The 21,136-nt window shown below is 49.6% G+C and carries 20 protein-coding genes and 1 riboswitch; of the genes, 19 read left to right on the top strand and 1 reads right to left on the bottom strand.

The annotated features are described in order from the left end of the window. Window positions 1-15: 15 nt before the first annotated feature. Window positions 16-120: riboswitch (SAM riboswitch) on the top strand. Window positions 121-305: 185 nt separating this feature from the next. Continuing rightward, entirely contained in the window at window positions 306-1,253 is a 948-nt protein-coding gene (locus H6786_02870) for a methionine adenosyltransferase domain-containing protein (GenBank protein ID MCB9816318.1), read from the top strand. A gap of 37 nt (window positions 1,254-1,290) precedes the next feature. On the opposite strand, the gene H6786_02865 is transcribed toward H6786_02870, so the two are convergent. Beyond that, window positions 1,291-2,064 (bottom strand): manganese efflux pump, encoded by a 774-nt coding sequence (locus tag H6786_02865; GenBank protein ID MCB9816317.1) that lies wholly within the window; start codon window positions 2,062-2,064, stop codon window positions 1,291-1,293. A gap of 142 nt (window positions 2,065-2,206) precedes the next feature. Here H6786_02865 and H6786_02860 point away from each other — a divergent pair, with 142 nt between their 5' ends. From H6786_02860 to H6786_02775, 18 genes are all read left to right on the top strand, one after another. Continuing rightward, a complete protein-coding gene (locus H6786_02860; protein ID MCB9816316.1) occupies window positions 2,207-2,407 on the top strand; it encodes a DUF2061 domain-containing protein in 201 nt (66 codons plus the stop codon). 75 nt (window positions 2,408-2,482) lie between these two features. After that, window positions 2,483-3,166, top strand: a complete 684-nt coding sequence (gene rsmI, locus H6786_02855; protein MCB9816315.1) for a 16S rRNA (cytidine(1402)-2'-O)-methyltransferase — start codon at window positions 2,483-2,485, stop codon at window positions 3,164-3,166. Window positions 3,167-3,256: 90 nt separating this feature from the next. Continuing rightward, window positions 3,257-3,496, top strand: coding sequence for a hypothetical protein (locus tag H6786_02850; protein MCB9816314.1), 240 nt, complete (start codon window positions 3,257-3,259; stop codon window positions 3,494-3,496). A 4-nt stretch (window positions 3,497-3,500) separates the two neighbouring features. Continuing rightward, a complete protein-coding gene (locus H6786_02845; GenBank protein ID MCB9816313.1) occupies window positions 3,501-4,868 on the top strand; it encodes a hypothetical protein in 1,368 nt (455 codons plus the stop codon). A gap of 58 nt (window positions 4,869-4,926) precedes the next feature. Then, a complete protein-coding gene (locus tag H6786_02840) occupies window positions 4,927-5,154 on the top strand; it encodes a hypothetical protein (protein MCB9816312.1) in 228 nt (75 codons plus the stop codon). Window positions 5,155-5,243: 89 nt separating this feature from the next. Then, entirely contained in the window at window positions 5,244-6,749 is a 1,506-nt protein-coding gene (locus H6786_02835; GenBank protein MCB9816311.1) for a L,D-transpeptidase family protein, read from the top strand. Between the two features lie 18 nt (window positions 6,750-6,767). Then, window positions 6,768-9,143 (top strand): type IV secretion system DNA-binding domain-containing protein, encoded by a 2,376-nt coding sequence (locus tag H6786_02830; GenBank protein MCB9816310.1) that lies wholly within the window; start codon window positions 6,768-6,770, stop codon window positions 9,141-9,143. 276 nt (window positions 9,144-9,419) lie between these two features. Then, window positions 9,420-10,535: a PKD domain-containing protein gene (locus H6786_02825; protein MCB9816309.1), complete on the top strand. Its 1,116-nt coding sequence runs from the start codon at window positions 9,420-9,422 to the stop codon at window positions 10,533-10,535. A gap of 21 nt (window positions 10,536-10,556) precedes the next feature. Beyond that, window positions 10,557-12,026, top strand: a complete 1,470-nt coding sequence (locus tag H6786_02820) for an NAD-dependent epimerase/dehydratase family protein (protein MCB9816308.1) — start codon at window positions 10,557-10,559, stop codon at window positions 12,024-12,026. Window positions 12,027-12,029: 3 nt separating this feature from the next. Beyond that, a complete protein-coding gene (locus H6786_02815; GenBank protein ID MCB9816307.1) occupies window positions 12,030-12,992 on the top strand; it encodes a hypothetical protein in 963 nt (320 codons plus the stop codon). 10 nt (window positions 12,993-13,002) lie between these two features. Then, entirely contained in the window at window positions 13,003-13,818 is an 816-nt protein-coding gene (locus H6786_02810) for a class I SAM-dependent methyltransferase (protein MCB9816306.1), read from the top strand. An 8-nt stretch (window positions 13,819-13,826) separates the two neighbouring features. Continuing rightward, window positions 13,827-15,044, top strand: coding sequence for a glycosyltransferase family 4 protein (locus H6786_02805; protein MCB9816305.1), 1,218 nt, complete (start codon window positions 13,827-13,829; stop codon window positions 15,042-15,044). A 38-nt stretch (window positions 15,045-15,082) separates the two neighbouring features. Next, entirely contained in the window at window positions 15,083-16,078 is a 996-nt protein-coding gene (locus H6786_02800; protein MCB9816304.1) for a YvcK family protein, read from the top strand. Then, on the top strand, window positions 16,075-16,605 hold the full coding sequence (locus tag H6786_02795; GenBank protein MCB9816303.1) for a hypothetical protein: 531 nt from the start codon (window positions 16,075-16,077) through the stop codon (window positions 16,603-16,605). The genes H6786_02800 and H6786_02795 overlap by 4 nt, the downstream gene beginning before the upstream one ends. Next, complete coding sequence (locus H6786_02790; protein MCB9816302.1) at window positions 16,602-17,720, top strand: glycosyltransferase family 4 protein; 1,119 nt, start codon at window positions 16,602-16,604, stop codon at window positions 17,718-17,720. The genes H6786_02795 and H6786_02790 overlap by 4 nt, the downstream gene beginning before the upstream one ends. Next, window positions 17,717-18,832: a glycosyltransferase family 4 protein gene (locus H6786_02785; GenBank protein MCB9816301.1), complete on the top strand. Its 1,116-nt coding sequence runs from the start codon at window positions 17,717-17,719 to the stop codon at window positions 18,830-18,832. Before H6786_02790 ends, H6786_02785 begins: the two co-directional genes overlap by 4 nt. Window positions 18,833-18,859: 27 nt before the next feature. Beyond that, window positions 18,860-20,203, top strand: a complete 1,344-nt coding sequence (locus H6786_02780) for a glycosyltransferase (protein MCB9816300.1) — start codon at window positions 18,860-18,862, stop codon at window positions 20,201-20,203. A gap of 26 nt (window positions 20,204-20,229) precedes the next feature. Further along, a complete protein-coding gene (locus H6786_02775) occupies window positions 20,230-21,117 on the top strand; it encodes a class I SAM-dependent methyltransferase (GenBank protein ID MCB9816299.1) in 888 nt (295 codons plus the stop codon). Window positions 21,118-21,136 lie beyond the last annotated feature (19 nt).

Here is a 21,136-nt window from a genome sequence, read left to right as displayed (position 1 = left end):
AACACAATTTCATAGAAAGTATCCAGAGTACGGAAGAGGGATTTGACCCGCTGACTCCGTCCGCAACCACTCACACGAGAACGGTGCGAACTTCAACCTACAGTGTAGGGCAGATGCAAAAGACTCCTGGATACGCTCATGTGAGCGTGTTTTTTATTTCAGACCATCTTGGAATAGTGAACTTCTTTGTCACCTACGTCGTCTGAAGCCTCATCGTATGTATATACGACTCGTCTTCAGACTCCTTGGTTCCGCGAATTTCACTTATTCCAAAATGTCTGACCAAGTACTAAGTAAGTGTAATTATGTTTAAGACAGCCGAATGTGTGTCACCGAAACACCCAGATAAATTATGTGACCGGATCTCAGATGCGATCCTCGATGCGTACCTTACCGAAGATCCAAAAAGTCGCGTAGCGGTAGAGACAGTTGGTTCGCACGGGAAGATCCTGGTGACCGGAGAAGTGACTTCAAACGCCACTGAGGTGAATGTCACCAAGATCGTAAAAGAGATCGCGGGCGAGGGGCATACGATCGATATTCATATCGTGGCGCAGAGCCCAGAGATCGCGCAAGGGGTCGATACTGGCGGCGCCGGTGATCAGGGAATTATGACTGGCTACGCGACTCGCGAGACAGATACGTACATGCCAAAGGAATATGAACTCGCTCGTAATCTATGCCAGAAGGTTTACGAAAAATATCCGTACGATGGTAAGACGCAGGTGACGATCGATGAAGAGGGTAACGTTACGTCCGTAGTAACGAGTTTTCAGAACGCACCAAAGAGCGATCTTGAACAACTTGTTAAGGAAGTGATACCTGGTGTAAAGGAGTATCACGTAAATCCAGCGGGGGATTGGAATCAGGGTGGTTTTGACGCTGACGCAGGACTCACTGGGCGCAAGATCATTGTCGACAACTATGGACCTGAGGTGGCGGTCGGCGGCGGAGCGTTCTCCGGTAAAGATCCTTCTAAAGTAGATCGCTCAGCCGCCTACATGGCCCGCCGGATCGCGGTCGATTATCTTGAGAAGTACCCGGACGCCAAGGCTGTGCTGGTGAAGCTGGCCTACGCGATCGGACATCCCGAAGCACTCATGGCCGTAGCGATCGTCGATGGGGTGCCTGAGCAAGTGGAAGGGTATGATCTGACTCCTTCGGGTATCCGTTCATTCCTGCAACTAGATGCACCGATCTATGCCGATACAGCGGCATGGGGTCACTTTGGAAGAGGATTTTCTTGGAAGTAGTACACAAAAAAGCGCTGCCGATAGGCAGCGCTTTTGTTTATTTTGAGAGAACTTTCGCGGCATCTTCGCATTCGCCAGTCATGAGCTCAACGCGGAAGCGATAGAAGAGCAAAGACCAAAAGATAGTCGATACAAGCATGCTGTACAAGATGCTTGCCTCACTAAACAAGACATTGGCGAACGCAAGTGCGCCAAAGCCACCGATCACTGAGAAGACCATCAGGTCGGCCCAGAAGTGTGACTCTGCCACTTCTTCCTGCATCGACATGCCGAGTTTTTTCGCCATGTATGCCAGCAAGTGAAACAGCTGTGGTGTCAGGAAGGTCACCGCAAAGACGGTCAGGCCGGAAATCCCGATAGCGACATACGTCTCAGTCAGACTCCATCCCTCGGTCGCTTTGGTGGCGACAAAAGTGAGCCCAAAGAGTGCAGAGTCGATACTGACGCCGGTACCAAGGACGAGCATGCCAGCAGTCTCACGAGAGACCCCAAGCAGATCTTTTAGCTTTTCGATCGGAGCAAAGATCGGTGTTTTGTCGATCTTCTCGCTGAATTCCTCGTAGAGGAAGATATACACCAGTGAGCCCCCGATGAGGCTCACTGCTATAGTGGGCCAGTGACCGAGTTGCTCTATCGACCAGCCAAGCGTGAAGGTCAGATTGGGGAAGAGAGTGTGCAGGAATGCGACCCAGAGCGCCCAGTCAAGCAGTGACTTCTTTTCCCGCAGCTTCATCAAGGTGACAAAGAACACATCGATCGAGAGGGAAATGCCGATCCCGACGCAGAAGAGAATGAAGGACAATGTAGCCACAGGCTACCTCCACAATAAAATAGGTACTGCTGACACAGTAAAATGTACAAACATGAATGTCTATTGACAATTAGATATTTACATGTATAATAAAAACATAAAGTTTCGATCTTCTTTTATTGCCAACATGGAGGAATCCATCATGGTAAAGACTATTTCGTTCGCAATCATGCATTTCTCGATCGCGTTTACGGTCGCGTATCAGCTGACCGGAGATGTGGTCGTCGGTGCGGCGATTGCGCTGGTAGAGCCGGTGGTGAACACCGTTGCATATTACTTCCACGAGGAAGTATGGCAGCGGATTTGCCGCTGGAAGTTCAACCGCAGTCTGATGACGATCTGATGTCATTGACTGGATCCATTAAGGGCCTGCTTTACAGCAGCCCTTTTTCTATTTTTATGCTAGGGTAGTGGCATTATGGAACCAGGAACACTCTATCTTGTAGCGACGCCGATCGGGAATCTTGAAGACATTACGTACCGAGCGGTGCGAATTTTGCGTGAGGCAGACTATGTGCTCTGTGAAGACACACGGGTGACCGGGCGGCTTTTGGAGCGGTATGAGATCGAGGCGAAGCTACGGCGGTATGATGCACATGCCAGCGAGCAAGTGCACTCACAAATACTAGAGGACTTGCTCGCTGGCAAACATATTGCGCTCGTGAGCGATGCGGGCACACCGGGCGTGAGCGATCCGGGGGTGTTGTTGGTGCAGGGCGCGCGCGAAGCGCGCGCCCGAGTCGAAGTCATCCCTGGTTCATCTGCAGTGACCGCTGCAGTATCGCTCGCTGGTATCGCTGGTAATCAGTTCACTTTCCTTGGGTTTGTGCCACAGAAGAAAGGTCGGCAGACGTTCTTCGAACGTCTGCCGACCATCGAAGCACAGCCGGTTGTGTTCTTTGAATCAACGCATCGTATTATGAAAACGCTCGAAGCGCTCTCGGCCGCCGTGCCGACTGCGCAGGTATACCTCGCACGTGAACTCACCAAGCTCCATGAGACCATGCACATCGGCACGGCGGCTGAACTCCACTCCGAACTCGAAGCAGATCCAGTCACTCAAAAAGGTGAATTCGTCGTCCTGGTCAATTGCCAGACGTAGCAACAGTCGTGAATCTGTGTCGGAATGTGCTTCTCATTTGGGAAAACACTGATGATGCTGTTACAATGTCCGCACTGAATTGTTTGAACGATGAAAGAAACGCTGGTATTTATTTCTGGAATTCTGCTGACGATCATTCCTTTTTTAGGTATTCCACACATGTGGCGTCAGTATACGGTATTGGGGATCGGTATTTTTCTTATTATTGTGGGCTACGTACTCCGTCGGGCCGTGTTCCTCCGCCGCTTGGAGAAGGGTAATGGGGAACGAGGCACTGACTCATTTGTCGAAACAACTGACTCCCTTTTTGATAAAGGTACGCTAGAATAGGTGAATGCATCATAAGTTTGGCACACCTCTGATCTTACTTGCGGTTCTATTTGCTGCACTGAGTTTTATTCCACTCAGTTTTCTTGATGTTGAAACATTGGGTGCTGTTGGTGTGGTTGGTCAACCGAGTGAATCATTCGAGTCTGAAACTGTGCTGGAAGAAGAGGTTGTGGTACCAGAACCGATCGATACTCGACCAGTGGTTAAACACGTGTCATTGCCAGAGCAGGTTAAAGCCATCTACATGACCTCATGTGTCATCGGTACTCCTTCTTTTAGAACTAAATTGGTCGAGTTGGCGAGAGCGACTGAGGTCAACTCGATCGTGATCGACATTAAAGATTTTTCTGGCACGATCTCATTTCCGCCCGAACAACCAGAGTGGCAGTCAGCTTGGCAAGGGTCACGTTGTGGTGCGCGAGATGCACGTGAGTTCATCGAGATGCTTCACGATAATGGTATATACGTGATCGGCCGTATTACGGTCTTTCAGGATCCGTTCTACACCGCAGCACACCCGGAGCTTGCGGTGAAGCGAGCGGACCGCGAGACAGTTTGGAAGGACTACAAAGGTCTGTCGTTTATCGATGTGGGAGCTAAAGCATACTGGGATCATCTTGTTGTGCTTGCCGTCGACTCATACAACATTGGATACGATGAACTTAATTTTGATTATGTGCGGTATCCATCAGACGGACCGATGCTTGATATTTCATTTCCACAGGCTGAAGCATCACCCTATGGAAAAGACAAGCAGGCCAACCTTGAGGCGTTCTTTAAGTACCTCAATGAGCAGCTTGATAACGAAGAATTATTCGCAACCTACCGACACGAAAACACTGGTCGCGCATCGAGCACGCCGTGGACTTCAGCTGATCTCTTCGGTATGACGACTACCAATTACGACGACCTTTCGATCGGACAGGTGCAAGATCGAGCCGCGCCGTACTTTGATTTCATTGCGCCGATGGTATATCCGTCGCACTACCCAGATGGTGCCTTTGGCTACGCTGATCCAAATGACTACCCGTATCAGATCGTGCATTACGCGATGAAGACCGGTGTTGAGCGGATGGTGTCGAGCACGACACCAATGCAAGGGTTCTTGCACGAGCCGATCATGAGTACGAATGCCAGTGGTACGGTGACCTTTACTGGTCTCTATCAGAAGCCGGTCTATACAGCTGACAAGTTCCGTACCTGGATTCAAGATTTTGATTATGGTGGGGATTATGATGCTGCCGATGTGCGCGCGCAGATCAAAGCAAGTTACGATGCTGGGGTAGGTAGTTGGATGATCTGGGCTCCATCCAATATCTACACGCGTGCTGCACTCATGGAAGCAAGCAGTACAGCCACGTTTGGCTTGTAGAAATTGAAATTGTGTTGTATAAAACAGATCTACTCGACACCAAGATAGGAGGGTAGGCATGAGTACTTTTTCTCCGGGACCGGTCTGTGGGATCTATCCCGATCAAGACCTGAGAACCGTTTCAGATGAACAGCTTCGCCGTCTACAGGCTCTGCTTGGTCGTGAAGGTTCTTTGAATCGTGTCACATACCAGATCGCGCGTCGTATCGAACGAGTGCTTGGTGCGCGGGAAGCTGCTGGTGTGGTCATTGGCAAAGAGGGTGTCTTGCAGCATTCCCCAGCCTGATCAACTGGAAAAATAACAGGTCCCACGAAGGGGCCTTTTTCTGTGAGCTACTGGCATTATCGACATGATGAGTACGCTATCATAGTGGTATGTCAGAAAAATCTGGACCGACCGTACAACTATTTTCATATGAAGACGATAAACCGCGAGAAGGTCGCGGTATGTTGATTCCGCGCAAAGGAGAGAAACCGCCGCAAATGTCTTTCTTGCCAGCAAGCGCACAGTCTGAACCTAGTCGATTATTGCCAAAAGTTGTGACCACTATCGTAGCAGCGATCGCATTTATGGTGCTTGGTACGACTGGCTATGGGTTGGTTGCGCAATCAAATCTTGCCGCCGCACCAACGGTTACGATCGTAGATCCGTATACCAAGAGCGTGACCGATCTTGAGTATGGTCCACAGGTAGCACTTGCCTCAAACAGTTTCTTTATTGATACGCGTGATGCGTTCATTGAGGAAGAGATGACCTTTATAGAGGTGGACATGACGCAAGAACAAGTACGGTATTTCCGCAAAGGAATCTTGCTGCAGAGTGCTGAGATATTTAAAGTGGGTGACGGTGACTCATGGTGGAATACACCTTCTGGTCTCTACAAGGTAGAGAAGAAAGAGGAATCCGTCTTCAGTAATATTGGCCAAGTGAATCTGCCGTGGCAGCTGACCTTCCAAGGCAACTTTATGATCCATGGTTGGCCAAGCTATCCTGATGGGGTTTTGGTCGATGATGATACGACAGTAGGGGGAATTCGGTTGAGTGACCAGTCTGCTGAGATGCTCTACAAGAATGCACAGATCGGCACGCCCGTCTTGGTGCATGCGGTGGAAGCTGAAGAGGTTGATGATTTTGTATACGCACCACAGATGCCGGAAGTTGATATCCCACATTACTTTGTCGCCGACCTTGATAACAACACGATCCTGGCAGCGTCAGATCTCGACGCTGAAGCTCCGATCGCTTCACTTACTAAGCTCATGACTGCAGTCGTCGCGGCAGAGAATATCGATCTCGATAGTCGTGTGCGTGTGACGTCACCAACTTTCGTTACCTCACTGATCCCACGACTGGCTGAACGAAGTACTGTTTCTATGTACAGCTTGATGCAGCTACTGTTGGTCGAGTCTTCAAATGAAGCAGCAGAGACCATTGCTGGTGAGCTTGGTCGCGACAAGTTCATTGAAGCTATGAATGCAAAGGCACGCCAGCTCGGCATGATGCATACGCGTTTTGCTGATCCATCGGGACTCAGTGCTGAAAACATTTCTTCGGTTGGCGACCTCTATCGACTCACTCAGTATATTGCAAAAGAGCGCAACTTTATCTTTGAGATCACGGCTAAGAAGAAGTTGCCTAGTGCGTATGTTGGTGGTGAGTTTGCTGGCCTGGTGAACTTCAATGAGGTCAAGGATATGGACAGCTTTATTGGTGGGAAGGTAGGTGAGACCTTAGCAGCCGGACAGACATCTATCTCGCTCCACAAGATCAAGTTCCAAGGTGAAGAACGCACGCTGGTTGTGATCATACTCGGGTCTGATGGACGGACTGAAGACATCGAAGCCCTCTTGGCACAGGTGCGATATCGCTTTGATCGCTAGTGGTATACTAATTGGGAAATGACAACCTTTGATCCAGAAAAGATCACGTTTTTTGCGCGCACTGATGCGCGTGGTCAAGACGTGTCTTTTGGTATTAAAGCCAGAGACCGTCAACGTCACATGTATGTGGTAGGGAAGACTGGTATGGGAAAGTCAACACTGCTTGAGAATATGGCAGCGCAGGATATTCTCAATGGCGAAGGCATGGCGTTTATCGATCCGCACGGATCTGCGGCGGAGACTTTGCTCGGATATGTACCAGAACATCGAGTGAAAGACGTTGTCTACTTTGCGCCGTTTGACCTAGACTATCCGGTTTCATTCAATGTCATGGAAGATGTTGGTCCAGACAAGCGTCACTTGGTGGTGTCTGGTCTCATGTCGACCTTCAAGAAGATCTGGGTCGACGCCTGGTCAGCGCGTATGGAGTACATTTTGACCAACGCCCTCTTGGTGTTGATCGAGTATCCAGACACCACGCTTTTATCGGTGAACCGTCTGTTCACCGATAAGGCGTATCGAGAGAAGGTGGTTGATTATTGTAAGGACCCGGCAGTTAAGTCGTTTTGGGTAGACGAGTTTGCCAACTATACTGATCGCTTTGCTGCCGAAGCGTTGCCAGCGATTCAGAACAAGATCGGGCAGTTTACCGGCAACCCACTCATCCGTAACATCATTGGTCAGCCACATTCAAGTTTTGATATTCGGAAGATGATGGATGAGAAGAAGATTCTCATTATGAACCTCTCAAAAGGGCTCATTGGTGAGACAAATGCAAACCTGCTTGGTTCGATGCTCACTACTCGAATCTACCTTGCGGCTATGAGTCGAGCAGATCTTCCGGTTGAACAGATGAAGCAGATGCCAAACTTCTACTTCTACGTGGACGAGTTTCAGAGTTTTGCGAACTCCACTTTTGCGAACATTCTCTCTGAGGCGCGTAAGTATCACCTGAACCTCATTATCGCGCATCAGTACATCGCGCAGATGGAAGAGGAGGTGCGCGATGCGGTGTTTGGTAACGTCGGTACCACGATCGCGTTTCGCGTTGGTCCGTTTGATGCGGAGGTACTCGAGACAGTCTTTGCACCACGCTTTGAAGCGAACGATCTGGTAAATCTTGGCTTTGCCCAGATCTATCTTACCCTCATGATCGATGGTATCGGTTCGCAGCCATTTTCCGCGAAGACGTTACCTCCAGTACAACTACCGCCGGTGTCATGTCGAGACATGGTGATCGATGCAAGTCGAAAACATTTCGCGAGTAGAAGGGAAGAGATAGAAAAACAGGTTGTTGAGTCGAGTACTCCAGATCGAGTAGAAGCGCCGAAGAAAAACTCGGCGGGTAATAACAAACGGCCAGACAATGGCAACGGACAGTTCCGTGGTAGTGGGAACAATAATAATGCGCGAGGGAACTATAGTGGGCCTGAGCGTCGGCAATCAAACAATCGCCCGCCTGTTCCAGAAAAGACACCCGACGACCTGCGGAAGATCTTGGCAGGAATGACTAGCGGAGGGAACTCGGGAGGTGAAAAGCAGAGTAATTCTGTGTCGGTAAGTACAGAGTCGATCTCAGAACAGCCAGCGAAAGAAGTATCTGTAGAGATTGAGAAGGCAAGGCCAGCTCCAGAGTCAGCAGGGCAGCAGTTTGAAAAGAAAACTTTAGATCGTCCAGTATCAGAAAGACCGCTTGCCTCTCAGCACACGGAACGTGATCAAAATAATGATGTTCGCCGTTCTCGTACTGATGGACAGAAGCGTGAAGATCGACAGTCAGAGCAGAAGGGTAAAGGGGATCGATCTCGTAACAAGAACAAAAAGAAGCGAGACGGTAAACCAGAGGAACGAAGTAGGAATGATCGACCAAGACTAGAGAAAAAAGAGTCGTCTGACACAAATGATCTTAAGAGTGCTTTGGCTGACGTGTTGCAGAAGGTTAAAGAAGCCTCTCCGCAAAAAACAGAACCCACCCCTCAGATAGAGACAGTTTCAAAACAAACGCCACAGCCTTCTGTGAACAATGAGGGTGTTCCAGCTAACTCACCTGCACAACAGGTACTTGCACCTGTAGTCACTCCGACGCCACAAAGTGTAGTTATGCCAGCTCCGTCTACTGATGAGGTGCGACGAGTTGTGCTCGCGCATCGTAATCGTGTACCACAACCAGCTTCTGCAGCAGTTGAGCCGCAGCATATTGCGGCGCCACAGTCTGTCGACGTTGCTCCGGCATCTCAAGAAATGCAAGTGCCAGCTCCTCGTCCAGTTTCCGCATTTACACCGGTGTCGCAAGAGCCTCCCGCAGAAGACGTAAAAGGACAGTTGACTGCTGATATAGCTGAGATCAAGCGCATGCTTCGTCAAGCCGATCGAGACAGTTCACCATTTAGCTAGTGTATGCAGAAGTGGTGGTTGCTTAGTGTGTTTTTATTGTTGCCAGTATCGGCAAGTGCTGGTGTGTCTATTAGCGAGGTGGCGTGGATGGGGTCGACTGCTTCGGCTAATCATGAGTGGATCGAATTGTATAACGATGGTGCAGCAGTTGAGGTGACTGGCTGGCGACTATCCGATGGAATGAATTTAGATATTGAATTAGTAGGCAGTATTCCAAGTGGTTCGTATGCTGTGCTTGAGCGCACGAGCGATGATTCCGCTGCTGGCGCTGCCTTTATGATCTATACCGGCGCTCTCGTGAATACCGGTGCGACACTGCGTCTGGAGCGAGCTGATGAGTCGTTGGTTGACCAGGTGATCGGTGGAGCTGACTGGGAGTTGATCGGGGGAGATAATGTAACCAAGGAGACGGCGCAATATACTACGAAGGGGTGGGTCACGGCCGCGGCGACTCCGGGACGGGAGGCAGTACCACCTGAGGAGCGTGTCGCCGCGGCCGTGACTCCGGCTACTTCAGGTAGTGCAAAACTACAAGATCCAGTCGAGCGCGAACCAACTATTCTCATCCTTCCTGGTGTGACACTCGAGCTAGAAGTGTATGCGCCAAAAATTGGCTATGTGAATCAACCAGTTTCGTTTGTTATCGAGGCTGACGGTGTTGGTGATCATTTGATCGATTCGCTTTCGTATGAGTGGAATTTTGGTGATGGGACAGTAAGTGGTGAGAAAGAGCCAACACATACCTATGCGTTTCCCGGGACTTATGTAGTAACTTCCTACGCGGGATATAAACGACAAGAACAAGTCACTCGACATGAAATAACAATTTTGCCAGTCGCACTTTCGCTGACTGCAGATGCGGCGGGAAACATACAGATCAACAATGACTCACCGTATGAAGTCGATCTTTCAGGGTTTGCTGTGCGAGGGAAGGATATTTTTGTGTTTCCACCACGCTCGATCATTTTGCCGCAGCAGACTATCACGCTTGTTGGGAATAAGATCGGTACAACCAATAGCATGGTGGCAGTCTACGACACAAAGGGAGTATTGCTGGCATCAAAGATGCCAGGCGGGCAGCGTCAGTCAATTGTGCTTGCTTCAGCACCAGCACCGCAGGTAAGTTCGATTGCGGTATCTCAACCCCAGGAAGTGGTATATGTGGCTCCGGAAGTAGTTGTACCACAGTCATCGTTTGGTTTTGTAAAGGATGAAGTGGCAATCGAAGCTAAACCAGAAGAGGTAATGGTGACCCCTGCCGAAACACAGCTTGCTGCTGTATCAGCCGCGGCGACAGGTAGTGGAGATCGCTGGACGTATGCACTGATTGGTGTTCTTGTGGTCGCGGTGCTCGGCATCCTCCTGTCGCCGCGGCGTAACGAAATCGCGTAGAATTTGGTACTATTAGACACTATGGAAAAACAGCAGCTAGCGGTCGTCACGGGAGGAGCAGGATTTGTTGGTTCGCATCTGTGTGAGCGATTGATCAAGGAAGGGTACGCGGTTATTTCGCTTGATAACTATTTTACCGGCACTCCCGACAATCATGTCGAAGGGGTTGCGTATCGGACTGGTCACACGAAGGATATTGCACAACATATTTCTGAAACACCAGACATTGTCTTTCATCTTGGGGAGTATGCTCGTACAGAGAAAAGCTTTGAAGATGTGGAGCTGGTGTGGGATCTCAACAAGACCGGCACGTTTGCCGTGATGGAATTTTGTCGCCGCCGTGATTGTAAGGTGGTGTACGCTGGTTCATCAACCAAGTTTGCTGATGCGGGTGATGGGCGAGATCAGAGTCCGTACGCCTGGACCAAGGCGACCAATACCGAACTGGTGAAAAACTATGCTGACTGGTTTGGAGTCGAGTACGCGATTACGTATTTTTATAATGTCTATGGTCCACGGGAGATGTCTGGATCGTACGGTACACTCATCCGGATTTTCACTGAACTGTACCGTAATGGTCAGCCACTTACGGTGACCGCGCCTGGCACGCAGACACGAAACTACACCCATGTGTACGATATTGTCGATGGGCTCATTCTCACTGCAAAGCATGGCAAGGGTGACGGCTATGGTATCGGTGCTGATCAGCAATACTCAGTGCTTGATGTGGCGAATATGTTTGGCGGGGAAGTGGTAATGATGCCAGAGCGAAAAGGAAACCGGATGACTGCAGGAGTCGATAATGTACAGGTTAAAGCGCTCGGCTGGAAGCAAAATCACACCCTTACTGACTGGATCAAACAGGTGAAGGCCGAGATCGGTCAGGTGCAAAAAGCAGAGCAACGAGTGTTAGTCTTTTCGACCACGTTCTTCCCGCATGCCGGCGCTGCCGAGCATGCACTGTGCGACTTGATCCGCTCAATGCCGAACGTGCAGTTTGATGTGGTGACGACAAAGTTCAGTAAAGACACTATGGGGGATGAGTGCGAAATTCCAAATGTCACGCTCCATCGAGTGGGGTATGGCTATAAACTCGACAAATACCTGTTGCCATTTTTGGGTGCCAAGGTAGGACGTCGACTACGCAAGGAACATTCGTATTTGTTCCAGTGGGCGCTCTTTGCGAGCTATGGAGCTTTAGCAGCAATTCTCGGAGGAAGGAAGCATAAGGTCCCACTTTTGATCACACTGGCTGATCAAAAGATCGCGAACATTTCGTGGTACACCCGGTTTATTCTGAAACGCGTTCTCGGTACTGCTGACCAGGTCTATGCCATGGATACGTACGAAGCGCAGGCAGCTATCTCGCTCAGCAAGCGTACCGCGCTCATTAAGTCGATCGGTTCGGGTGATGCGTTTGCGAACCAAGTCCGCTTTGCGTATGCCAATTTCTTAAATCAACGTTTGCAAAAGAAAGGGAATAATTCGTAGCCTATGAAAAAAGGGACGCTTACCATCAGCATAGATTTTGAGTACGCACTTGGGTATGCCGATGAGATGCTGAGTGTGGAGCGGAGGCAATTGGTGCGAGAAGAAGCGGCAGTGTCACGAGAGATCTTGAAGCTGTTTGAAAAATACGACATCTCGGCAACGTGGGCGATCGTGGGGCATTTGCTCGAGACCGATTGTTCGCCGGCGGATGATGGGCGAGTGCATGCCGAATTTCCGGCACAGATTTTCACCGATAGTAGTCTTGATTGGTTTGCCCATCATCCGCCGGCGGGCGACACGGCAGATCCGCTGTGGTTCGATAGCGCTGGTGTGATCAAAGCTGTGCAACAGTCAGTGGTGCCGCAAGAGATCGGTAGTCATTCGTATGCGCATATTTTGTATGGTGCACCCACCATCAAGCCTGAAGCGATCGCAGCTGATATAGCAGGCATAGCACGGATTCATAAACGCTATGGTCTACCGCTCGCTTCGTTTATCTTTCCGCGCAACATGGAAGGCTATCATAAAGAGTTGCGCGAGATCGGTGTCCAGTGCTACCGAGGATTGAGTACTTTCTGGTACATGAAGCTGCCTGGCCCGCTCGGTCGACTGGCGCGCCTGTTTGACTACATGTTGCCTGGTGTGCGGACCGTCACGCCAAGCAGACACGAGTCGGGACTGATCAATATTCCTGACAGTTTACTCCTCCTTGGCCGCAATGGTTTCCGCAAGCTCGTGACACCGTCTATGATGAAACGAAAGATCAGACGCGGTATCAAAGCTGCAGCCGATCGGCAAGAGATCTTCCATCTGTGGTTTCATCCTTCAAACTTCTCGTATGATACAGCGACGCAACTTAACATACTCGAAGATGCGTTACAGTATGCAGCTTCTTTGCGAGAGGAAGGTGTCTTGCGAGTGACGACCATGGGAATGATCGCCGATGAGTGTAAAACTGTAGTATAGTAGTACCACTATGAGTAATGAATCAGCGAACGAAAAGACATTAAAATATCGAAAGAAGGCGGTGCAGTCACATGATATGAACTCACCGGTCTTTTATGATCGATACACTGTATTAGATGAAAATCCATATGCGAGCGCCTTTGCCTATGGTCGAAAGAAATTGTTTGAGAAGATGGATGCAATTTTTGATGAGCATTTACATGGCACCGGCGAGGTGCTTGAGGTGGCGTGTGGTACCGGGTACTATCTAAATCATCTCTCTGAAAAGGGCTACACAATGACTGGTCTTGAGCCAGCCAAGGGAATGAGGGAACGAGCGCAAGCGAAGAATCCAAATGTAAAAGTAATTGAAGGGATCGCGACCGAGCTACCATTTCCGGACAATTCGTTTGATGCGGTAGTTTCGATCGAACTGTTTCGCTATCTTGAGGCAGCTGATATCAAGAAGGCATACGAAGAGATTCTCCGTGTACTGAAGCCAGGGGGGATCATGGTGGTGACACTCGTGAATCGGTACGCACTCGATGCGTTTCAGTTTTCATATCAATCTAAACTTCTAATGGAGAAGGTGTTCGGTAAAGAGATCATTAACTACTGTGACTCAGTGACACCAGCAGGTATGCGAGCGTACTTCAAGAAAAACTTTGACCAAGACGCAGAGACGGCATCAGCCATGTTCGCGCCACTACGTATCCTCTACAAGATCTCACCAGGGGTAGGGGAATGGTTTGCGCATCGACTCGAGCGCTTTGATGAGCGACTCAATAAGAAAGCATGGCACCAGCAATTTGCTGGTCACCTGATTCTGACAGTGAAGAAAAAGTAACGTGCCGTATGAAAAAGAAGATCCTGATTTTTTCGCTGGTGTACTACCCAGTTAAGGTGGGTGGGGCTGAAACTGCGATCAAAGAGATCACGGATCGTCTTTCGACAGATGAGTATGAGTTTCATTTGTTGTGTAATCGATATGACTCAACATTTCCGAAGCGCGAGCAGATCGGTAATGTGACCGTGCATCGGATAGGACTTACGACGCACAAACCGACAGTCGCGGATTTGCGAAAGTTGCCACTACACCTCAACAAGATCTTTTATCAGTGGACTGCGTATTGGCAGGCGAAGAAGCTACACAAGGAAGAAAAGTTCGACGCTATCTGGGCGCTGATGGCGCATGCTACTGGCGTGCCAGCAGGGAAGTTTAAGAAGGTATTCCCGGATGCGCAGTATGTGCTGACTTTGCAAGAAGGAGACCCGCCGGAACACATTGAGAAAAAAATGAAACCATTTGGGCAGGCATTTACCGATGCCTTCGTACTGGCTGATGCGGTGCAAGTGATCTCGACGTTTCTTGGTAACTGGGCAAAGCAGAAGGGGTTTGCGGGGGAGCCGGTGTTGGTGCCAAATGCAGTTAACACGGCGCACTTCACGCAGCAGTACAGTAGTGATGAGTTGCGTGAAGTGCGCCGGGAGCTAGCTGTCCAAGACGACGATGTCTTGCTGGTGACTACCTCGCGTCTAGTGCATAAAAATGCTCTTGATGACGTTATCAAGGCAATTGCCCTGCTGCCCGAGCAGGTGAAGTTTGTGGTGTTTGGTACAGGGCCAGATGAGCAAAAATTACAGAGATTAGCGACTGAACTAGGAGTGTCAGACCGAGTCTTGCTTCGCGGTCACATCGATCACTCCGTGATGCCGAAATACCTCAAAGCGTGCAATATCTTCATTCGACCATCGCGTTCGGAAGGGATGGGTAATTCGTTTGTGGAGGCGATGGCGGCAGAGTTGCCGGTCATTGCGACGCAAGAGGGAGGTATCGCCGATTTCTTATTTGATGAAATACGTAATCCTGATCAGGGTACAACCGGCTGGGCGGTAGATGTAGACAGTCCAGAACAGATCAAAACTGCAGTTGAAGACATTGTAAATCGACCGGAGAAAGTGGCAGAAGTAGTAGCTCGAGCCAAGGATATGGCGATCACTCAGTACGACTGGGACATAGTGGCAGCAGATATAGATACCAAAGTATTTAAGCCACTCTTTGCGAAGAAGTAAAGAAACAAATTGCTGCATAACCTTGTTATATTTTGGTAATGAAAAAGCACAGTGTGGTGGTTATTGGCGGCGGGACGGGGACACACACGGTACTTCGTGGGCTCAAGTTGTATCAAAAACAGATCGACGTCGCAGCGATCGTGACCATGGCAGACTCTGGCGGCTCGACAGGTCGATTGCGTGACGAGTTTGGCTACTTGCCGGTGGGCGACGTGCGTATGGCGCTCGCAGCGCTCGCGAGTGATGTCGACGAGCACGAGGAATTGGTGCGAGAACTTTTCTTGTATCGGTTTGAAAAAGGTAATGGGCTGTCGGGACACAACTTCGGCAACCTGCTCCTTGTCGCGCTTACTGATATTCTTGGCTCAGAAGCGGCAGCGATTCGGGCCGCGTCGAAGTTGCTCAATGTCCAGGGTAGCGTGATCCCGGTGACGACAGAGAAAGTGAACTTAGTTGCAACGTACGATGATGGTGTTGAGTTGGTTGGTGAACATGGTATTGATGAACCGACCAAAGACAGGGCTGAGCATTCAATAGTGTCGCTGTCGGTGACACCGCGCGCGGTGGTGAGTGAAGCTGCGGAGGCAGCAATTCTTAATGCTGATTTAGTCGTACTTGGTCCAGGTGACCTCTATACCAGTGTGCTGGCCAATTGCGTGGTTGATGGGGTTGCGGAAGCAATCCAGAACACAACCGCGCAGGTGGTATATGTTTCAAACCTTATGACCAAGCATGGGCAAACCACCGGCATGGGAGTATCCGAGCATGTCGCAGAGATCAGTCGCTACGTAGGTCGCATGCCTGACGCGGTGATCGTAAATACTGCACCGTTACCCGAAGAGCTCCTTGGTCGGTACGCAGACGATGGGGAATATCCGGTAGCATTTAATTGCGAATCAAACGACTGTCGAGTTGTACCGGCTGATCTGCTTGGCGAGGAAGTAGTGCAAAAGAGCGGTGGGGATACATTGAAACGAAGCTTGATTCGTCATGATTCACGGAAGTTGGCACGTAAGTTAATTGGGTTGTTATGAAATACATTTTAGATTTTGATGACACATTGTACGACGCCAAGTCTTTTAAGGAGCTCGTAGCTCGAGATGGTGCTGGCTCACTTTTATTTACACCCGAGATCTGGCAGCACTATGACGTGCGTACGTACTTGCATATAGATACGCTTGATTGGCTGCGACAGAAATCAAAAGACGACCTGTTTATTCTTACCGCTGCGATGACTAGTGACGGCAAGACTGTTATGGAGTATCAAAAAGAAAAGCTGCGCTGCAGTAAATTGGGTGACATGGTTTCGGATATCATTTTTTCTGAGGGTGATAAGGGAGTCGATGCGGCGTCCATTGCCAAGCAATTTCCGCCAGACGAAACCATCGTTTTTGTCGACGATAAGATTGAACAGTGTCTTTCGGTACAGTCTGCAGTGCCGCAAGCGATCGTATGTCTCATGGTTCGTGATCCAGAACAGATCGGCAATGTTGACTCAGTTCGCGGGATTCACGTCGTTCACACACTGGCTGACGTCGATGGTATTATAGAGAAACTATGAAAGTAACGATTGCGACGGGCTTGTATCCGCCGGAGATTGGTGGTCCGGCGACGTATGCCACCATGCTTGAGCAAGAGCTACCAGCTCATGATATCGAAGTAACGGTAGTTCCGTTTGGTTGGGTGCGGAAGTATCCGAAGGTGTTGCGACACATGGTCTACCTCTGGAAGTTGTGGTGCGCGAGTCATCAGTCTGATCTGATCTACGCGCTTGATCCGGTTAGTGTGGGACTGCCGGCGCTCTGGGTTTCGAAGCTTCGCCGGTTGCCATTTTTGGTAAGACTGGGTGGTGATTATGCGTGGGAGCAGGGACGGGTTCGATTTGGAGTAACCAAGATCCTTGACGATCATCTCGATGATGCTAGTGACTGGCCACGGCCAGTGAGACTCCTGGCAAAAGTGCAGACGCACGTGGTTTCTCACGCGCGCCGAGTCATCGTGCCGAGTAAGTATCTGAAACGTATGGTTGTAAAGTGGGGTATCCCCGAAGAGAAAATCCAGGTGATCTATAGCGCTCTCTATCCACTGACAGTCACTACACCTCGTCAGCAGCTTCGAGAAGAGCTTGAGTATCCATACCCCACAATCGTATCGGCAGGGCGACTCGTGCCATGGAAAGGTTTCAGTGCGCTTATTGATGTCGTTGCTGCGTTGAAAGAACAGTTCCCGCAAGTGACGCTGATTATTGTGGGTGACGGCCCAGAGAAGGAGGTCTTGGAAGCAAAGGTGGCTGAGCGTAAGCTAAGCCGTAACGTGTGGTTCACCGGTAGTGTCAGCAAAGACACGCTTGGCGCTATGATCAAGGCAGCGGATGTGTTTGTGCTAAATACCGCGTACGAAGGATTGTCACATCAGTTGATTGAAGTGATGGACATTGGAACGCCGATTGTGACTACTGTTGCGGGTGGTAATCCAGAACTAATTACCGATGGAGTGAATGGGTACTTGGTGCCATTTAATGATACTGATGCATTGACCGAATCGATCGCACGGGTGTTGCATCATCCTGAATCGCGCGAGCGTTTGGTGCAGTCTGCTCGCGGTCGCTCAAAGGAGTTTGCAAAAGAACGGATCGTTGCAGATATTGTGGTGATGTTAAAAGAAATGGCCTCATGAAACAGGTCTTGATGATCGGCTACGCGAAGCGGGCGCTCGAGGCGGGAAGTCGGGAGCGATTGCGAATGCGGGAGTACGCTGATGCGTTAGGTGGATTGCATATGATTGTGTTTACGCTTAAGCGTGACGGCTTGCCTGCAGAAGTCAAAGATGGGAATTTGCATGTGTATGGCACGAACGCTAAGACGCGGATTGGTGCGCTCTGGAAAGCGTTTCGCCTTGGCCGGGCGATCCTAAAGGATCGCCCGGCCAAGGCCTGGATCGTCTCAACGCAAGATCCAGGTGCAACGGCGCTGGTTGGTCGCGCGGTTGCCAAAGGCAACCGCGCGACCAACCACATCCAGATCCACGGCGATGTATTTAGTCTATACAATTCTCGCTCGCTATTCGCACGTGTTCGTGTCTGGTATGCCGAGAGAGTGGTTCGTACCACCGCACATATCAGGGTCGTCTCAGAACGCATCAAGCGTTCTCTGGTCAGTCGTGGTGTCGCAGCGTCTTTTGTTACGGTGTTGCCGATCCAGGCAGACCTCTCTTCATTTTTGACTGTTGGAAACGTACGTCAGTACACACGCGCGCAACCACTGAAGTTCGTATATGTGGGAAGATTATCGCCCGAAAAGAATGTCCAACTGTTGATCGACGCATTTGAAAAAGTAAGAAAGCAACATGACTGTACATTAACGATTGTCGGCGCAGGTCCTATGCGGTCTGCGTTGCAATCTAAGGTTATGCAACTAGCACTTACAGATTCGGTCACTTTTATGGATTGGACTAATGATATTGCCAGCGTACTTGCGGCGCACGACGTACTTTGTCTTTCTTCTGATCACGAAGGATGGGGGATGGTATTGGTAGAGGCTGCTGCTGCTGGTATGCCGGTAGTGACCACTGATGTAGGTTGTGCTGGTGAGTTTGTGGTTCCTGGAGTAACTGGTCAGGTTGTCCCTGTGGGGGATGTAGTGGCTTTTGCGGGAGCAATGAGTACATACTGTGATACCCCTGACCTGATTAGGGCGCATGGCCAAGCAGCTCATGCAGCAGCTGTTCAATTTGCACTGGGTGAGGAAGAATACTTGAAGCGCTTCGTGGACGTATATACTTCAGTTTAAAGCGCACAGCCTGCTATACTAGCGGTAATGGCACGTCGTGATCTTTCTAACTTTGACGCTTCGGATCGAGCAGCTTCTGAGCTGCAGTATATTATTCGCAGTGAGGATAAAAGTAAAAAATCTACTGTTCCAACGGTCACTTCTGAGCAAGCAATGCGTGGTAAACGCATCTTTCACACTGCTTCAAATCGTGACGTTACTCGCGTGCTCTTTGTCTCGCGTAATACTGAACTCCTCAACCCAACCAAGCAAACACTGGATGGATACATCGACATTTCTGACCTGTTTGATGAGGTGCACATCTTGATCTTACGACACGGAATTCCGCCCAAAAATCCAGTACTTCGCGTTGCAGATAATGTGTGGATGTATACAGCATCTTCAGATTACTGGTGGCTTACTCCTAAAGCCGGGAAAGAATTGGCCGAAGACCAGTTGGTGTTTGCGGCTGGTTTTCGTCCAGACTTGATCGTTGCGCGTGATCCTTTTGAGTCTGCGATCGTAGCGCACATGCTTGGAAAGAAATACAATCGCCCAACGCAGCTGCATATTCTTGATGACTACAGTACGTCAGAATTCATCAAAAAAAGTCCACATAACTTCTCCCGATTGTTTTTGCCGGTTTTCACCATACCGAAGTTTTTGAGTGTTCGAACACTGACCGCTTCGATCCTTACTATGGTACAGAAAAAATTCACCATACCTGATGTTGCATTGTTGCCGCGATATCAAAACTATGAAAGTTTGATCAGTAGTACCGCTTACATTGATCTGAAAGAGAAGTATAGACCGTTCATTTTTGTGCTTCTTTATGTAGGTAAGCTGGGGCACGAAAGTACGTTTTATCGAGCACTTGATGCAGCTCGGTTTGTACTCAAGAATCCGCGCGTGGGTATGGTAGTCATTGGTGAAGGTCCGGCACAAGGAGAGTTTGAGAAGCGAGCAAAGTTGCTTGGTATTGAACGTCAAGTGGTTTTTGAGAAGAGAGGAGCAGATATTGATACGTATCTTAAATCAGCAAACATGCTGATCGTGACTGATGTCGATCCAGAAAGTGAGGAGATCGTGCTTCGTGGTGCGGCAGCTGGGATTCCGATGGTCATGTCTCAGACTGACGCGCGCGATGATATCTTCGAACAGGGCGCTTCTGCGTTTATTTGTGAACCAACAAACATTCAAGATTTTACCGACCGTATCAATGACCTGCTCAATGACATTCCGCTTCGTGAGACATTTGTGAAAAATGGTCAGGAGCTTATCAGAGAGAAGTTTCATCATGACCCGTCTGAATATCTCGATGCATATCGTACCAGTATCGAAGAAGCTATGTTTGTTGAAGCGACACTCGCTGAAGAAGAGGAGGAAAGCTAGGTTCGCCAGGGTATGAGCGAGATGGTATGATGGTCCACGATATGTCTACTGATACACTGAAAGCACAACTGAAGCCGAATTCCACTATCGAACGCGATGGTATTTTTGTTACTAAGGAAATTGCTGATAAGACGGTCTGGGACAAGTTGGCGGTTGAGAATCCAACTCACGCAGTGATCTCAGCGCAAGATGAAGCTGCTGCTGCTGAGAAATCAAAGCCGCAGATCGACGATATCAAGCGGCACCTCAAGGCAGAGGATGTGTTGCTTGATTGTGGCACCGGCTACGGTCGGGTGGCTAAGTACTTGCTACCCGATATGCCACTTGGTGGGTATGTTGGTGTCGACAGTGCGTACCAGATGCTCGCGCTCTTTCGTGATCGCTATAGGCTCAGTGATGAAGAACAAAAAACTCCGCTGCTGCTTTTGAATGCAGACATCCATACGCTGCCGCTCCAGAACCAGTCGGTGGATGTGGTGGTGGTGAGTGCAGTCTTTCTGCATAACCACAAGAGTATTATCGAAAAGGCTATGGCTGAGATCAAGCGAGTAGTGAAGCCGGGTGGTACCGTTTTGATCTACTCTTCATTTCCGCGCGTTGCAACTTTAATGGGTCTACAAGGCATGATCTATCAAGCGATTCTCAATCTGCTTGGCCGTCCGTACAAGAACGGTCCGGTCCGATACTACTGGCGGCGTGAGATCATGCACTTGTTTGATGGTTTTACAGAAGTTGAGCTGAAGCCGTATGGCTACAGCGTGATTCCTAAGTCGCTTATTTTCTTGCCACGTTTTCTCGACAATTTCTGGCGTTCAGTGATCGCAAACCCGATCAACAAAGTACTTGAGCTGATCACACCAAAGTTCTTGAAGTATTACTGTGCAGTTCACTTTGATGTGGTAGCCAAGCGGTAGTGTGACTTTGGGCCACGTT

The organism is Candidatus Nomurabacteria bacterium, assembly GCA_020632075.1.
Lineage (GTDB): Bacteria > Patescibacteriota > Minisyncoccia > Phycocordibacterales > UBA918 > OLB19.
This window is presented reverse-complemented; position numbering and strand designations above follow the sequence as displayed.

What these genes read in the sequence shown, in the direction of transcription:
- rsmI (MCB9816315.1), top strand. Translation starts at nt 2,483, where the DNA reads ATGGAACCAGGAACACTCTATCTTGTAGCGACGCCGATCGGGAATCTT.
- H6786_02850 (MCB9816314.1), top strand. Translation starts at nt 3,257, where the DNA reads ATGAAAGAAACGCTGGTATTTATTTCTGGAATTCTGCTGACGATCATT.
- H6786_02860 (MCB9816316.1), top strand. Translation starts at nt 2,207, where the DNA reads ATGGTAAAGACTATTTCGTTCGCAATCATGCATTTCTCGATCGCGTTT.
- H6786_02830 (MCB9816310.1), top strand. Translation starts at nt 6,768, where the DNA reads ATGACAACCTTTGATCCAGAAAAGATCACGTTTTTTGCGCGCACTGAT.
- H6786_02820 (MCB9816308.1), top strand. Translation starts at nt 10,557, where the DNA reads ATGGAAAAACAGCAGCTAGCGGTCGTCACGGGAGGAGCAGGATTTGTT.
- H6786_02815 (MCB9816307.1), top strand. Translation starts at nt 12,030, where the DNA reads ATGAAAAAAGGGACGCTTACCATCAGCATAGATTTTGAGTACGCACTT.
- H6786_02775 (MCB9816299.1), top strand. Translation starts at nt 20,230, where the DNA reads ATGATGGTCCACGATATGTCTACTGATACACTGAAAGCACAACTGAAG.
- H6786_02825 (MCB9816309.1), top strand. Translation starts at nt 9,420, where the DNA reads ATGATCTATACCGGCGCTCTCGTGAATACCGGTGCGACACTGCGTCTG.
- H6786_02835 (MCB9816311.1), top strand. Translation starts at nt 5,244, where the DNA reads ATGTCAGAAAAATCTGGACCGACCGTACAACTATTTTCATATGAAGAC.
- H6786_02840 (MCB9816312.1), top strand. Translation starts at nt 4,927, where the DNA reads ATGAGTACTTTTTCTCCGGGACCGGTCTGTGGGATCTATCCCGATCAA.
- H6786_02805 (MCB9816305.1), top strand. Translation starts at nt 13,827, where the DNA reads ATGAAAAAGAAGATCCTGATTTTTTCGCTGGTGTACTACCCAGTTAAG.
- H6786_02790 (MCB9816302.1), top strand. Translation starts at nt 16,602, where the DNA reads ATGAAAGTAACGATTGCGACGGGCTTGTATCCGCCGGAGATTGGTGGT.
- H6786_02780 (MCB9816300.1), top strand. Translation starts at nt 18,860, where the DNA reads ATGGCACGTCGTGATCTTTCTAACTTTGACGCTTCGGATCGAGCAGCT.
- H6786_02845 (MCB9816313.1), top strand. Translation starts at nt 3,501, where the DNA reads ATGCATCATAAGTTTGGCACACCTCTGATCTTACTTGCGGTTCTATTT.
- H6786_02810 (MCB9816306.1), top strand. Translation starts at nt 13,003, where the DNA reads ATGAGTAATGAATCAGCGAACGAAAAGACATTAAAATATCGAAAGAAG.
- H6786_02785 (MCB9816301.1), top strand. Translation starts at nt 17,717, where the DNA reads ATGAAACAGGTCTTGATGATCGGCTACGCGAAGCGGGCGCTCGAGGCG.
- H6786_02795 (MCB9816303.1), top strand. Translation starts at nt 16,075, where the DNA reads ATGAAATACATTTTAGATTTTGATGACACATTGTACGACGCCAAGTCT.
- H6786_02870 (MCB9816318.1), top strand. Translation starts at nt 306, where the DNA reads ATGTTTAAGACAGCCGAATGTGTGTCACCGAAACACCCAGATAAATTA.
- H6786_02800 (MCB9816304.1), top strand. Translation starts at nt 15,083, where the DNA reads ATGAAAAAGCACAGTGTGGTGGTTATTGGCGGCGGGACGGGGACACAC.